The sequence below is a fragment of the Streptomyces sp. NPDC050610 genome, assembly GCF_040654875.1.
Lineage (GTDB): Bacteria > Actinomycetota > Actinomycetes > Streptomycetales > Streptomycetaceae > Streptomyces.
The window spans coordinates 11,990-26,480 of the sequence record NZ_JBFAIV010000053.1 but is presented as its reverse complement, the minus strand read 5'-3'; the positions used below and the strand labels follow the sequence as shown (position 1 = coordinate 26,480).

Annotated in this window: 8 protein-coding genes; 3 read left to right on the top strand and 5 right to left on the bottom strand. The window is 74.1% G+C overall.

The features are described 5' to 3' along the window. The first annotated feature begins 5 nt into the window (after positions 1-5). The gene (locus AB0I22_RS36875) at positions 6-2,435 is read left to right on the top strand and encodes a Tex family protein (protein WP_363135393.1); all 2,430 of its coding nucleotides are present in this window, start codon (positions 6-8) and stop codon (positions 2,433-2,435) included. Positions 2,436-2,662: 227 nt separating this feature from the next. On the opposite strand, the gene AB0I22_RS36870 is transcribed toward AB0I22_RS36875, so the two are convergent. Next, positions 2,663-4,300, bottom strand: coding sequence for an ABC-F family ATP-binding cassette domain-containing protein (locus AB0I22_RS36870; RefSeq protein WP_363135409.1), 1,638 nt, complete (start codon positions 4,298-4,300; stop codon positions 2,663-2,665). Between the two features lie 171 nt (positions 4,301-4,471). Further along, entirely contained in the window at positions 4,472-5,545 is a 1,074-nt protein-coding gene (locus AB0I22_RS36865) for an oxidoreductase (protein WP_363135392.1), read from the bottom strand. Positions 5,546-5,650: 105 nt separating this feature from the next. Here AB0I22_RS36865 and AB0I22_RS36860 point away from each other — a divergent pair, with 105 nt between their 5' ends. Beyond that, positions 5,651-6,604: an FAD-dependent oxidoreductase gene (locus tag AB0I22_RS36860; protein ID WP_363135391.1), complete on the top strand. Its 954-nt coding sequence runs from the start codon at positions 5,651-5,653 to the stop codon at positions 6,602-6,604. Positions 6,605-6,783: 179 nt separating this feature from the next. Here AB0I22_RS36860 and AB0I22_RS36855 read toward each other — a convergent pair whose 3' ends face one another. The 3 genes from AB0I22_RS36855 to AB0I22_RS36845 form a co-directional block, all read right to left on the bottom strand. Next, positions 6,784-7,755 carry an ABC transporter substrate-binding protein gene (locus AB0I22_RS36855; RefSeq protein ID WP_363135390.1) on the bottom strand — a complete coding sequence of 324 codons (972 nt, stop codon included), beginning with the start codon at positions 7,753-7,755 and terminating at the stop codon, positions 6,784-6,786. A 167-nt stretch (positions 7,756-7,922) separates the two neighbouring features. Continuing rightward, positions 7,923-9,353, bottom strand: coding sequence for an enterochelin esterase (gene fes, locus AB0I22_RS36850; protein WP_363135389.1), 1,431 nt, complete (start codon positions 9,351-9,353; stop codon positions 7,923-7,925). 83 nt (positions 9,354-9,436) lie between these two features. Beyond that, a complete protein-coding gene (locus AB0I22_RS36845; RefSeq protein WP_363135408.1) occupies positions 9,437-10,585 on the bottom strand; it encodes a nucleotide disphospho-sugar-binding domain-containing protein in 1,149 nt (382 codons plus the stop codon). 156 nt (positions 10,586-10,741) lie between these two features. Between AB0I22_RS36845 and AB0I22_RS36840 the strand changes: the two genes are divergently transcribed. Continuing rightward, positions 10,742-14,491 (top strand): ABC transporter ATP-binding protein, encoded by a 3,750-nt coding sequence (locus tag AB0I22_RS36840; RefSeq protein WP_363135388.1) that lies wholly within the window; start codon positions 10,742-10,744, stop codon positions 14,489-14,491.

Genomic DNA, 14,491 nt, shown 5'->3' with positions numbered 1-14,491 from the left:
TGATCGTGACGACGTCGATCGAAGGCAGGATCGCCGAGGAGCTCGGCGTGCGGGAGCGGCAGGTGACGGCGGCGGTCGAGTTGCTCGACGGCGGCTCGACCGTGCCGTTCATCGCCCGCTACCGCAAGGAAGCGACCGAGATGCTCGACGACGCGCAGCTGCGCTCCCTGGAGGAGCGGCTGCGGTATCTCCGGGAGCTGGAGGAGCGGCGGACCGCGATCCTGGAGTCGGTCCGCTCGCAGGGCAAGCTGGACGAGGCGCTCGAAGCGCAGATCCTCGCGGCCGACTCCAAGGCGCGGCTGGAGGACATCTACCTCCCCTTCAAGCCCAAGCGGCGCACCAAGGCGCAGATCGCGCGCGAGGCCGGTCTGGAGCCGCTGGCCGACGGCCTGTTGGGCGACCCGGACGTGGAGCCGGCCGCCGCGGCGGCGGCGTTCGTGAACGCCGAGGCCGGTGTCGCGGACGCGGCGGCGGCGCTGGATGGCGCGCGCGCCATCCTCACCGAGCGGTTCGGCGAGGACGCCGACCTGATCGGCGAGTTGCGCGAGCGCATGTGGTCGCGGGGCCAGGCGGCCGCGAAGGTGCGGGAGGGCAAGGAGGAGGCGGGCGCGAAGTTCGCCGACTACTTCGCCTTCTCCGAGCCGTTCACACAGCTCCCCTCGCACCGGGTGCTGGCCATGTTCCGGGGCGAGAAGGAGGAGATCCTCGACCTCTCCCTGGAGCCCGAGGAGCAGGAAGGCGAGGGCCCCGGCGCGTACGAGCGGACGATCGCGCGCCGCTTCGGCATCGCCGACCGGGGCCGGCCCGGCGACAAGTGGCTCGCGGACACGGTGCGCTGGTCCTGGCGGACCCGCATCCTGGTGCACCTCGGGATCGACCTGCGGCTGCGGCTGCGCCAGGCCGCCGAGGAGGAGGCGGTGCGGGTCTTCGCCTCCAACCTGCGCGACCTGCTGCTCGCCGCCCCGGCCGGCACGCGCGCCACGATGGGCCTGGACCCCGGTTTCCGTACGGGCGTGAAGGTCGCCGTCGTCGACGCGACGGGCAAGGTCGCCGCCACCGCGGTCATCTATCCGCATGTGCCGCAGCAGAAGTGGGACGCGTCCCTGGCGACGCTGGCCGCGCTCGCGCGCGAGCACGACGTCGAGCTGATCTCCATCGGGAACGGCACCGCGTCCCGCGAGACCGACAAGCTCGCCGCCGATCTCATCGCGGCCCACCCGGAGCTGAAGCTCACCAAGGTGATGGTCTCCGAGGCCGGCGCCTCCGTGTACTCGGCCTCGGCCTTCGCCTCGCAGGAACTGCCGGACATGGACGTGTCGCTGCGCGGCGCGGTGTCCATCGCGCGGCGGCTCCAGGACCCGCTCGCCGAGCTGGTCAAGATCGACCCCAAGTCGATCGGCGTCGGCCAGTACCAGCACGACCTGTCCGAGGTGAAGCTCTCCCGCTCCCTCGACGCGGTCGTCGAGGACTGTGTGAACGGCGTCGGCGTGGACGTCAACACCGCCTCCGCGCCGCTCCTCTCCCGCGTCTCGGGCATCGGCGCCGGCCTGGCGGAGAACATCGTCTCCCACCGCGACACCAACGGCCCCTTCCGCAGCCGCCGCGCCCTCAAGGACGTGTCCCGGCTCGGCCCGAAGGCGTACGAGCAGTGCGCGGGGTTCCTGCGCATCCGCGGCGGCGACGACCCGCTGGACGCCTCCAGCGTGCACCCCGAGGCGTATCCGGTGGTGCGGCGCATGGTGAAGTCGGCGGGCAGCGAGGTCGCGGCCCTCATCGGCAACACCACGGTGCTGCGGTCCCTGCGGCCGGCCGAGTTCGTGGACGACTCGTTCGGCCTGCCCACGGTCACGGACATCCTCAAGGAACTGGAGAAGCCGGGGCGCGACCCGCGGCCCGCCTTCAAGACGGCGACCTTCAAGGAGGGCGTCGAGAAGATCGGCGACCTCGCGCCCGGGATGACGCTGGAGGGCGTCGTCACCAATGTGGCGGCCTTCGGGGCGTTCGTGGACGTCGGCGTGCACCAGGACGGGCTGGTGCACGTCTCGGCGATGTCCAAGACGTTCGTGAAGGACCCCCGCGACGTGGTGAAGCCGGGCGACATCGTGCGCGTCAAGGTCATGGACGTGGATATCCCGCGCAAGCGGATCTCCCTGACGCTCCGGCTCGACGACGAGGCGGGAGCGCCGGCCGGCGGCGGCCGCTCCGCCGGCGGGGGCGCGGCGTCCGGGGGCCGACCGAAGGTCGGCGGCCAGCGCGACCGGTCCGCGCAGCAGCGCCAGGGCGGCGGCGGCCGGGGCGGCCCGGGCGGACGCGGCGGCTCCAGCGGCGGGCGCGGCGGCTCGGGCGGCGGCCGGGGCCCGGCTCCGGCCAACGACGCCATGGCCGACGCACTGCGGCGCGCGGGCCTGCTGGGCAAGGAGAACGGCGGGCGCTGAGCGCCGACCGGCCCCGGCCCCGCGAAAGGGCCGGGGTGTGCGGCCCGGGCCGGGCGCGTACGGATGCGCCCGGTCCGGTCCGTACGGGCGTGGTCTGGCCGGTACGAGCGTGGCCTGACCGGTGGGGGCACCGGGAGGTACGGGATTGCGTGACGGTCGCCCGTATCTCCGTACGCACCCCGCCGGGGGCTTGAAGTCCCCGCGTGCGACCGGCTGCTGACCAACCGTCAGTGCTCCGTGACGCGCCCCTCCGCGACCTCGACGCGTCGGGTGGTGTGGACCGCGTCGAGCATGCGGCGGTCGTGGGTCACCAGGAGGAGCGTGCCCTGGTACGAGGCGAGCGCCGACTCCAACTGCTCGATGGCGGGCAGGTCCAGGTGGTTGGTGGGCTCGTCGAGGACGAGGAGGTTCACGCCGCGCGCCTGGAGGAGGGCGAGCGCCGAGCGGGTCCGCTCGCCGGGCGAGAGCGTGGCGGCGGGCCGCAGCACGTGCGCGGACTTGAGGCCGAACTTGGCCAGCAGCGTACGGACCTCGGCGGGCTCCAGCTCGGGCACGGCGGCCTCGAACGCGTCCAGCAGGGCCTCCTGGCCGTGGAACAGCGCGCGGGCCTGGTCCACTTCGCCCACGACGACGCCCGGCCCGAGCGCCGCCGCCCCCGCGTCCAACGGCAGTCGGCCGAGCAGCGCCGCCAGCAGCGTCGACTTCCCGGAACCGTTGGCGCCCGTGATGGCCACCCGGTCGGCCCAGTCGATCTGGAGGTCGACAGGGCCGAAAGCGAAGGAGCCCCGGCGCACCTCCGCGCCGCGCAGCGTGGCCACGACCGCGCCCGACCGGGGCGCGGCGGCGATCTCCATGCGCAGCTCCCACTCCTTGCGGGGCTCCTCGACCACGTCCAGCCGCTCCAGCAGCCGTTCGGTCTGCCGGGCCTTCGCGGCCTGCTTCTCGGTCGACTCGACGCGGGTCTTGCGGGCGATCTTGTCGTTGTCGGTGGCCTTGCGACGGGCGTTGCGGACGCCGTGTTCCATCCAGTTGCGCTGGGTACGGGCGCGGGCCTGGAGTCCGGCGCGGGTGTCGGCGTACTCGTCGTACGCCTCGCGCGCGTGGCGCCGGGCCCGCTCGCGCTCCTCCAGGTAGGCCGCGTAGCCGCCGCCGTAGACGTTGACCTGCTGCTGGACGAGGTCCAGTTCGACGATCCGGTGCACGGTGCGGGTCAGGAACTCGCGGTCGTGGCTGACCAGGACCGTACCGGCGCGCAGCCCCGTGACGAACTCCTCCAGCCGGGCGAGGCCGTCCAGGTCGAGGTCGTTGGTGGGCTCGTCGAGCAGGAAGACGTCATAGCGGCTGAGCAGCAGGGAGGCGAGCCCGGCGCGGGCCGCCTGGCCGCCGGAGAGGCTGGTCATCGGCCGGTCGAGGTCGATCTTCAGCCCGAGGGAGCCGGCGGTCTCCTCGGCCCGTTCGTCGAGGTCGGCCGCGCCGAGCGACAGCCAGCGCTCCAGCCCGGCCGCGTAGGCGTCGTCCGCGCCCGGCGCCCCCTCGACGAGCGCCTCGGTCGCGGCGTCGAGCGCCGCCTGGGCCTCGGCCACGCCCGTGCGGCGCGCGAGGAAGGCCCGTACGGTCTCCCCCGGCCGGCGCTCGGGCTCCTGCGGCAGGTGCCCGACGGTCGCGCCGGGCGGGCTGAGCCGCAGCTCCCCCTCCTCGGGCTCGTCGAGCCCCGCGAACAGCCGCAGCAGTGTCGACTTCCCCGCTCCGTTGGCTCCGACGAGCCCGATCACCTCGCCGGGGGCGACGACGAGGTCGAGCCCGGAGAAGAGGGTGCGGTCGCCGTGTCCGGCGGCGAGATCTTTGGCGACGAGGGTGGCACTCATAAGGGACATGACTTTATCCGGTGCCCGCCGGTCGGCAGAATCGGATTTCCGCTCGGCGGCGGATGCGCGGCCGGAGTGGCGCGGGCTCCGCTGGGTCGGTGCACGCTCCGCGCGGTCGGCACGGGCTCGCCGGAACACTCATCGTGCGGCGCCGGGGCTCCGTACGTACGGTCAGCCGGCGTCCTCCTGTGGGGAGGGCAGGGCGGGCGGGGCCGGTGCGACGGCCGCCACGAGCACGTTGCCGCTCGTGCGGGCGACGACGAAGGAGCCGGGGCGGGCGGCCGGGCCGAGGGCGAGCCGGTGGCGGCCGGGTTCCAGCTGCCCGTCGAAGAGCTCGTACACCCGCGGGCGGAAGAGCCGGTCGACGCGGTAGCCGAGCAGTGACACCCGGCAGGCGGCCGCCACCTCGACCTCGGCCTCCCCCGCCCGCCCGTCGCGGTGCGCGGTGAGCCGGGTCAGCCGGTGCCGCTCGCGCGGGCCGTGCTCCAGCGACTCCTCGATCTGCGCGACGAGCAGCCCGACGATCGGCGCGAGGTCCGCCACGAAGACGGCGTCGGACCCGGCGGCCTCGAACGCGGCGCGCACGGCGGCCCGTTCGCCTTCGCCGACCGCCTGGCCGAACACCACGGCCCCGTAGGTGCGCAGTTCGTCCGCGTGCGCGCCGGCCGCGTCGCGGGTGATCTCGGCCCCGATGCCGGTGCCGCGCAGCGCGGCGGCGAGCCGGGCGAGGAGGGCGACGCGCTGCCCGACGAGCAGCACGCGGCGGGTGGGCGGCTCGTGACCGCCCTCGGCGAGCAGCCGTTCCAGCTCCCCGCGGTACTCCTCGCCGCGGAAGCGGAACGGGCCGACGCCCGCGTAGCCGTTGCGTTCCAGGTCCGGCGTCGTGTCCGTCTGCCAGGCGAAGTCCCGCCAGACGATGTCGGCGCCGTCGCGCTCGATGACGGCCGTGACCGCGCCGCACTCCAGGCCCTCGCACTCGGGGCAGCCGTAGATGACGAAGCGGCCGTCCGCCGGCGGCTCGTCGGTCTCCAGCAGCAGCCGGCGCACCTCGGAGGTGAAGATCGAGGGGCCCAGGTCGGAGGCGAGCGGCGAGACCGCGTCGACGTCGGCGAGGCGCAGCAGCAGCGGTCTGCCGTCGATGATGAAGTCGAGAAAGTCCCGGTGGAGCTGGTAGGCGCCGCCCGCGAGCACACCTCCGGTGCGTGTCGCGGGCGCCAGTCCGAAGGTGTCGTACTCCGCTGCCATGCCCCGAGTATTCCCACGGAGCATGCGTTCCGCCCCCGGCGGCGCGCATTCCGTATCCCGCACGGGCGGGGCGCTCCGCGGCCGTCCAGCGGATAACGTCCGGGTATGACTAGCGATGCGATCGTGATCGGCGGCGGCGTCATCGGTCTGACCACCGCCATCGTGCTGGCGGAGAGCGGACGCCGGGTCGAGGTGTGGAGCCGGGACGCGGCGGCGGACACCACGTCGGCGGTGGCCGGCGGGCTGTGGTGGCCGTACCGGATCGAGCCCGAGGAGGCCGTCGGCGCCTGGTCGCTGCGGTCGCTGGAGGTGCAGAGCGAGCTGGCCGCGGACCCGGACGAGACGGGCGTACGGCTGGTCGACGGCGTGCAGGGCGGGCTGGACATCGCGGAGCTGGGGTCCTGGGCGCGCGATCTCCGGGGGCTGCGGCCGTCAAGGGCCGAGGAGTTGCCGTACGGCTATGAGAGAGGGCTGCGGGCGCGGGTCCCAATCATCGATATGGGCAGTCATCTTGCCTATCTGCGGCGGCGGTTGGAGGCCGCGGGCGGCACGGTGGCGGTCCGCGCGGTCTCCTCGCTCGCGGACGCCGGCCGGGCCGCGCCGACGATAGTGAACTGCACCGGCCTCGGCGCGCGCGACCTGGTGCCGGACCCCTGCGTGCACCCTGTGCAGGGGCAGATCGTGGTGGTCGAGAACCCAGGCATAGCCGAGTGGTTCGTGGCCGCGGACCATTCGGCGGCGGACACGATGTACGTGCTTCCGCAGCCGTACGGGGTCGTGCTCGGCGGCACGGCGCGCGAGGACGTGTGGGACCGCGAGCCGGACCCGGCGACGGCCGCGGCGATCGTGGCGCGCTGCGCACGCGTCCATCCGGGGCTGGCGGACGCGCGCGTCGTGGAGCACCGGGTGGGACTGCGGCCCGGCCGGCATCAAGTGCGGCTGGAGGCCGAGGAGTTGCCGGGCGGTTCGCGGCTGGTGCACAACTACGGGCACGGCGGCGCGGGCATCACGGTGTCCTGGGGATGCGCCCGGGAGGCCGCGCGGCTGGCGGGCGACTGACCCCGGTCGGGACGCGCCACGGAGAGTACGCCCCCGCCACACCGCCCGCCACGAGGTTCGACGTGCCGGAAGCCCGGCCAACTCCCTTGCGTACAAAGGAGCATGACGCGGGCTTCCGCATGACGTCGGACGCCGCCGGGCCGGCCGGCCAGCTCGACCCGTAGACGCCCTTCGAAGGGTCAGCCCTTCTTCGCCATGGCCGACTTCACGTCGTCGAGCACGGCCTGTGCGGCGAGCGGGCCGCCGGAGCTGTTCCAGGCCGATCCGTCGATCACCACGACGTGGTGGTTCGCGACGGCCTTCAGCTTGTTGAAGTTGGGCGCCCCGCCCGCCTCCTTGAGCCCCTTGTCCCCCGCGGCCTTGTCGCCCAGCGCGCCGAAGAACAGCCAGTCGCCGTCGATGGAGTCGAGCCGCTCCAGGCTCACGGGCTCGCTGTGGCCGGAGCTCTCGCCCTGCTGGTCCTTGGGCCGCTTCAGGCCGAGGGCGGCGAGGGTGTCGCCGACGTGACCCTTGCCCTTGCCGACCACGGAGGGGGCGCCGTTCTGCCAGCGGATGACGCTGGTGACGGCCGCGGCGTTGCCGCCCAGCCCCGCCTTCACGTCCTTGACCTGCTTGTCGAACCCGGCGAGCAGCTTCTCGCCGTCGGCCTTCTTGCCGAGGGCGTCCGCGGTGGCGGTGAAGGCGTCCTTCCAGGGGGCGTTGAGCTTGGCGGTGAGCACGGTGGGCGCGATGCCCTTGAGCTTGTCCTGGACGCGCTTGGCGCCGACGGTCTCGTCGAGCAGGATGAGGTCGGGCCGCATGGCGGAGAGCTTGTCGAGGTCGGGCTCGGCGACATTGGCGACGACCTTGGCGGACTTCGCCTTCTCGGCAAGGTAGCTGGAGACGCCGGACTGGCCGCGGCCGCTGGTGGCGCCGATCGGCTGCACGCCGAGGGCAAGCGCGGCGTCGAGGGTCGGCTCGCTGAGCGTCACCACCTTCTTGGGCGCGGCGGGCACCTCGACCTTCTTGCCATTGGCGTCGGTGACGGTGCGCTTGTCGGAGCCGCCCGCCTTGGCCTGCGCCCCGTCCTTCGAGTCGCTGCCGCAGCCGGTGAGGGCGAGGCTGCCCGCTATGGCGGCGACGAGCAGGGCGGCGGTTCTGCGGTACTGCATGGGTGTTGCTCCTTGGCTGTACGTGGTGTCCGTAGGGGTGGCGGTACGTGGTGGCTTGGCGAGTCGGTGTGCGGGGGTACGTGGTGGTGGCCTGGCACGCCGGCGGTACGTGCTCGAACTGGCTGACGGATCGGCCCTGGTGTCGGACCGAAAGGTCGGCCCCGGTGTCAGGTCCCCTTGGGGCCGCCGAGCAGATGGACGAGGCCATCGGCGAGCGCGACGGACCAACAGACGTAGTCGTGGCCGCCGTTGAAGTCAGCTCCGCCGACGTCGTAGCCGCGGGCGCGCAGCGCGGTGCGCAGCGCGCGGGTCTGTTCGAGCATGCCCCACTCGTGGAGCCCGACGTCGAGACGCAGCCGCAGCTCGCGCGGGGCGCCTTCGGTGAAGCGGCGCTCCATCCAGGTGGTGGTCCCGGCGGGTTCGTCGGCGGGGCGCCACCACAGCGAGGAGGACTGGGCGAGCACCTTGCCGAAGCGGTACGGCGCGGAGTACCCGGCGTACAGCGCGGTCAGCCCGCCGAGGCTCTGGCCGGCGACGACGGTGCGGGCGGGGTCGTCCGTGACGGGCAGCCGGGCCGCCGCCCAGGGCAGCAGTTCGGCGGCGAGGAAGTCGATATACGCCGGGTTTCCGCCGAACTCCCTTCTGCGGGTGGGGTTGTCGACGGCGTGCGGGGCGAGCACGGTCAGCGGCGGGATGGCGCCGTCGGCGATGAGGTTGTCCAGGGTGTCCTCGATGCCGAGCTGCCCGAACCACATGTCGCCGTCGAGCAGGACGAGCGTGTCCGTCTCGCCATCGGGCGCGGACGGCACGGGCGGCACGTACGTCCACACCTCGCGCTCCGAGCCCAGTGCCGCGCTCGCGACGCGGTGCCGGCGCACGGTCCCGCGCGCGACGCCGTCGCGGCGGGTCTCCCACGGCCGGGCCGGGGCCTCGGGCAGCTCGAAGGCCGAGCTGGGCCGTCCGTGCCAACGGGTGGGCACCGTGCGGGGGTTGAGGGGGTCGCGCACGGCGGTGTCGGCCAGGCGTTCCAGTTCGGACCGCTCGAACCCGGCGGTGTCGGGGGCGATGCGGTACGAGCCGCGGTGGTCGGCGCGGAGCCGGTAGGTGAGGTGCCAGACGTCGGTGCCGGGCAGCCAGCGCATGAGGCTGGCCGCGAGGTCGCAGCGGTCCAGGAGGCGGTTGACGAGCAGCAGGACCTGCCGGGTCTCGGTGTCCCCGCGCCACAGGAAGGTGACGGCCCGGTGCTCGGGGTCGCCGTCGATCGGCTCGGTCAGCGGCGTGCCGGCCGTCCGCACCTCGCCCCAGAACGCGCCGAGCACGGCGCTCCGCGCGTTCCAGGACCGGGCCGCCGCCATCTCGCGGGCGAGCCGCGCGAGCCGGGGGCTCTCGACGGTCTCCACGGGCGCGGGCCGGGGGGAGCGGGGCGGCTGGGCGGCGCCCACGACGGGCCGCCCGGCCATGACCGCGACGCCGGCCCCGGCCGCCGCCGAGGGGCCGGTGAGGGGCGCCCCCGCGCCCGTACCGCGGCTTCCGCCGGAGCCGGGGGCGGGGCCGGAGCCGGAGCCAGGGCCGGGACCTGGCGACGCGTTCGCGGGCACGACCGCCCCGTAGGGCGCGACCGCGCCATATCCGCCGGCCGATCCGGAGCCTCCGACTCCGAACGTCCGGCCGTATCCGTCCGTCATCGGTGCCTGCCCTGTGTCAGTGCCAGTTCGACCAGCCGGGCCGCCGTTTCGGACGGGCTCGGCATGGCGGCCATCTCCTCGGCCGTCTCGCGCGCGGCCGTGCGCAGGTTCTCGTCCTCCAGGAGCCGCTGGATCAGTTCCTTGTCCGGGCCGGGGCCGTCGGCGCCGGGGACGAGGCCGCAGCCGCGGGTGCGGACGGCCGCGGCGTTGGCCGGGCGGTCGGCGCCCTCGCCGAGGACGATCTGCGGGAGGCCGGAGTCGAGGGCGGTGAGGGTGGTGCCCGCGCCCCCGTGGTGGACGACGGCGTCGCTGGCGGCGAGCAGCGCGCCGAGCGGTATCCAGTCGACGGGGCGTACGTTCTCGGGGAGCGGGCCGAGCGCGGTGAGGTCGGCGCCGCCGAGGGCGAGCACGAACTCGGCGTCGGTGGCGCGGGCCGCGTCGATCACCCACTGGAGGGGCGAGACGCCGTCGACGACCGGGCGCACCGTGCCGAGGGTGACGGCGATCCGCGGGCGCTCGCGGTCCTCGTAGAGCCAGTGCGGGAGCGAAGCGCCCCCGTTGTAGGGGACGTAGCGCATCGGGCGCAGCCGCGGTTCGGCGGCGACGCTCATGCTGGGCGGGGTGACGTCCAGCCAGGCGGCGATCGGGTCGGGGCCGTCGAGGCCGTGCCGGGCGTAGCCGTCGGCGAGGGCGTTGTTCATCATGCCGACGTGCCGTCCGGTGTGGCCGAAGCCGACGGCGTGCAGGACGGACGGCACGCCGAGGCGGGCCGCGACGAGCTGGCCGACGACGCCGTTCGGGGTGTGCACGACGAGGTCGGGGCGCCACTGCCGGCCGATGTCGACCATGGTGTCGGCCATTTCGTCGCTGAAGAAGGAGAAACCCTTCCCCTTGGGCGGTACGCCGTGCTCGCCCGGGGACGGCGGTTTGCGGTCGCGACGCTTCTCCATCTCCGCGTACAGGGCGTCGGGGTCGATGCCCGGCGCGCAGTCGGCGACCGGGAGGCCGGCGTGCGCGGCGTGCCCGGCGGCCTTTCCGCAGGTGCCCACGAGGACGTCGTGGCCCGCGGCGCGGAACGCCTGGGCGAGCGGAACCATCGGATAGAGGAGCCCGAAGAAGGGCGGTCCGGCGAACAGGACACGCATCGACAACCTGCTTTCCTCCCCGACGCACCGTCATATGGCCTGCCGGAACGGGGCGATGGCCGTTCGGGGCCGGATGGCGGTGCACTCGGGGCGAGTGTGGCCGAGGTCACACGGAGAACGTGGCGACCTTTACTTAGGTAAGCCTAAGCTAATCACGTGCCCAGCAGCTCAACAACATCCCCCGGCTGGATACGCAGGCTCGGCGCCGCGTGCCGCCACCACCCTCGACTCCTTCTCGCAGTAGCACTGAGTTCCGTTCTGGGAACGGGACTTGAGGCCATCGGCCCACTCCTCGCCCGGCTCGGCGTCAACGACGCCGTCGCCGGGAACACCGGCCGCATCGGCTGGCTGGCGGCGGCGCTCACCGCGCTCGCGCTGGTCCAGTTCGGCGCGGAGTTCACTCGCCGGTACGCCGCCGGCAAGCTCGCCCTGGGTGTGCAGCACCAGCTGCGCACGGAGGTCTTCTCCTCCGTGCAGCGGCTCGACGGGATCAAACAGGACGCACTGCGCACCGGCCAGGTCGTCTCGCGCGCCAACAGCGACCTCCAGCAAGTGCAGATGATGCTCGGCATGCTGCCCATCCCGCTGGGCACCAGCGCGCTCTTCCTCGTCGCGGTCGGCGCGATGCTCTGGCTCTCTCCCCTGCTCACCCTCGTCGCGCTGACCGTCGTCCCCGCCACCGCCTGGGTCGCCGCCCGCAGCCGCGCCCGGCTCGTACCGGCGACGCGCGCCGCGCAGGCGGGCGCGGCCGAGATCGCCGAGCACGTCGAGGAGGCCGTCACCGGCGTCCGGGTCGTCAAGGGCTTCGGCCAGGAGGGCCGCGAGACCGACCGGCTCGCGCGCGCGGCCCGCGCCCTGTTCGGCCGCCGGGTGCGCGTCTCGCGCATCCAGGCCACCGCGACCGCCACCATGTCCGCGCTCCCCGCCCTCGGCCAGGTCGGGGTGCTCGCGCTCGGCGGCTGGCTGGCCCTGCGCGGCAGCATCGACCTCGGCACCTTCCTCGCCTTCGCCGCCTACCTCGCGCTGCTCGCCGGGCCCGCCCGCCTCTTCGCGAGCTTCCTCGTCACCGCGCAGCAGGCCCGCGCCGCCGCCGAGCGGGTCTACGAACTCGTCGACGCCCAGCCCGAGATCACCGAGGCGCCCGACGCCCGCGAGGTCCCGGCCGGGCCGGTCGGCATCGAGCTGCGGGACGTACGGTTCGGGTACGCGCCCAGCGACCCGGTCCTGGACGGGGCGTCGCTCGCGGTGCGCCCCGGCGAGACGCTCGCGCTGGTCGGGCCGTCCGGCTCCGGCAAATCCACCGTCTCCCTGCTCCTGGCCCGCTTCTACGACCCGCAGCACGGCTCCGTCCTCGTCGGCCCGCCCGACGCGAACACCGACGCCCGTGAACTCACCCTGGCCTCCCTGCGCTCCACCATCGGCGTGGTCTTCGAGGAGCCGTTCCTCTTCTCCTGCTCGATCCGGGACAACATCGCCTACGGTCGCCCGGACGCCGCCGACGAGCAGGTACGGGCCGCCGCCGAGGCCGCCGAGGCGCACGGCTTCGTCTCCCGGCTGCCCGACGGCTACGCCACCGAGGTCGGCGAGCGCGGCCTGACGCTCTCCGGCGGCCAGCGCCAGCGCATCGTCCTGGCCCGCGCCCTCCTCGCCGACCCCCGGGTCCTCGTCCTCGACGACGCCACCTCCGCGGTGGACACCGTCACCGAGGCCGCCATCCAGGCCACCCTGCGGGCCGTCACCACCGACCGCACGACCCTGCTGATCGCGCACCGCCGCTCCACCCTCGCCCTCGCCGACCGGATCGCCGTACTGGACGGCGGACGCGTCGTGGACACCGGCACCCAGGCCGAGCTGACGGAGCGCTGCGCGCTCTTCCGCGAACTGCTGGCGGGCCCCGGCGACACCATCGACACACCCGTCAGCCCCGCCGACCGCCCGGCGGGCGACGGCATCACGCCGGAGCTCTGGCCGGAGCCCGCCGTCACCGACGCCTCGGAGCCGACGGACGAGCCCACCGACGACCCGCGCCTCGACGAACGCGAACTCCGCGCCCCTGACCCTAAGTTCAAGCTCTCCCGCCTGCTGCGGCCGGTGCGCGCGGCCCTGCTCCTCGGCCTCGCCTTGGTCGCCGCCGACTCCCTGGCGACCATCGCCCTGCCCCTGCTCGTACGGCACGGCCTGGACGCGGGCGTGGACGCCGGCGACGGCGGGGTGCTGGCCACCACCGCCCTGTTCGCCCTCCTCGTCGTCGCGGGCGGCTGGGTCGCGCTGACGCTCCAGGCACGCGTCACCCGGCGCGCCGGGGAACGGGTGCTGTACGGGCTGCGCATCCGCACGTTCGCCCAACTCCAGCGGCTGGGGCTGGACTTCTACGAACGCGAGCGCGGCGGCCAGATCATGACGCGGATGGTCAACGACATCGACGCGCTCTCCGCGTTCCTCCAGACCAACCTGCTCACCGCCGTCGCGGCGCTCGCCACGCTGTGCGCCGCGGTCATCGCGATGCTCGCCGTCGACGTGTCGCTCGCCCTCACCGCGCTCGCCCTGCTGCCGCTGGTCGCCATCGCCACGACCGTCTTCTGGCGGCTCTCCTCGGCCGCCTACACCGACGCCCGGCAGCGCATCGGCGAGGTCAACTCCAGCCTCCAGGAGAACGTCACCGGGCTGCGCGTCGCCCAGTCGCAGAACCGCGAGGGGCACACCGCCGAGGCGTTCGGGAAACTCTCCGAGAGCTACCGCACCGCCCGGCTCAAAGCGCAGCGCTACGCCGCCGTCTACTTCCCGTGCATCAACCTCACCGCCGAACTCTCCAAGGCGCTGGTGCTGCTGGTGGGCGCGGGCTGGGTCGCCGACGGCTCGCTGAGCCCCGGCGTGCTCGTCGCCTTCATGCTCTACCTGGGCATGTTCTTCGCCCCCGTGCAACAGCTGTCCCTCGCCTTCGACAGCTACCAGCAGGCGTCCGTCGGGCTGCGCCGCACCGTGGAGCTGCTGCGCGTACCGGCCTCCGTGCCGACCGCCGAGAGCCCCGCGCCCGTCCCGGACCAGCTGCGCGGCGAGATCGAGCTGCGCGACGTCACCCACCGCTACCCGGGCGCGGAGCGGCCCTCCCTGGAGGGCGTCAGCCTGCGCGTACGGCCCGGCGAGACGGTCGCGCTGGTCGGCGCCACGGGCGCGGGGAAGTCCACCGTCGTCAAGCTCCTCGCCCGCTTCTACGACGCGAGCGAGGGCCGGGTCCTGGTCGACGGCGCGGACATCAAGGAGTACGAGCCGTCCGCGTACCGCCGGCTGCTGGGCGTGGTGCCCCAGGAGGCCCACCTCTTCACCGGCGACATCGCCGCCAACGTCCGCTACGGGCGGCCGGAGGCGAGCGACGGCGAGGTCGAGGCCGCGGTGCGGGCGGTGGGCGCGCTGCCCGCCGTGGCCGCCCAGCCCTACGGCTTCCGGCAGCCGGTCGGCGAGCGCGGCGCGAGCCTGTCCGCCGGACAGCGGCAGCTCATCGCGCTGGCCCGCGCCGAGCTGGTCGCCCCCGGCCTGCTCCTTCTCGACGAGGCGACGGCCGCGCTGGACCCGGCCACCGAGCAGAGCGTCCTCGACGCCGGGGACCGCCTCGCCACCGGCCGTACGACCGTCGTGGTCGCGCACCGGCTCGCCACGGCCGCCCGCGCGGACCGGATCGTCGTCCTCGACGACGGCAAGGTCGCCGAACAGGGCACGCATGACGCGCTGTTGACGGCTGACGGCCCGTACGCCCGGCTGTGGCGGCACCAGACGGCGACCGCAGACACCATCGCCGAACCCGCTGAGAACGCCGAGAGCGCTGTACACGCCGAGAGCGCCGAGAACTCCGAGAACGCTGAGAGCGCCGAGAACGCTGAAAACGCGTCCGCCCCCGTCACCCAAGGATGA

Bases quoted from the DNA above. Each gene is read 5' to 3' on its own strand.
- AB0I22_RS36845 (WP_363135408.1), bottom strand. From the start codon at position 10,585: ATGCGTGTCCTGTTCGCCGGACCGCCCTTCTTCGGGCTCCTCTATCCG.
- AB0I22_RS36870 (WP_363135409.1), bottom strand. From the start codon at position 4,300: ATGAGTGCCACCCTCGTCGCCAAAGATCTCGCCGCCGGACACGGCGAC.
- AB0I22_RS36860 (WP_363135391.1), top strand. From the start codon at position 5,651: ATGACTAGCGATGCGATCGTGATCGGCGGCGGCGTCATCGGTCTGACC.
- AB0I22_RS36865 (WP_363135392.1), bottom strand. From the start codon at position 5,545: ATGGCAGCGGAGTACGACACCTTCGGACTGGCGCCCGCGACACGCACC.
- AB0I22_RS36855 (WP_363135390.1), bottom strand. From the start codon at position 7,755: ATGCAGTACCGCAGAACCGCCGCCCTGCTCGTCGCCGCCATAGCGGGC.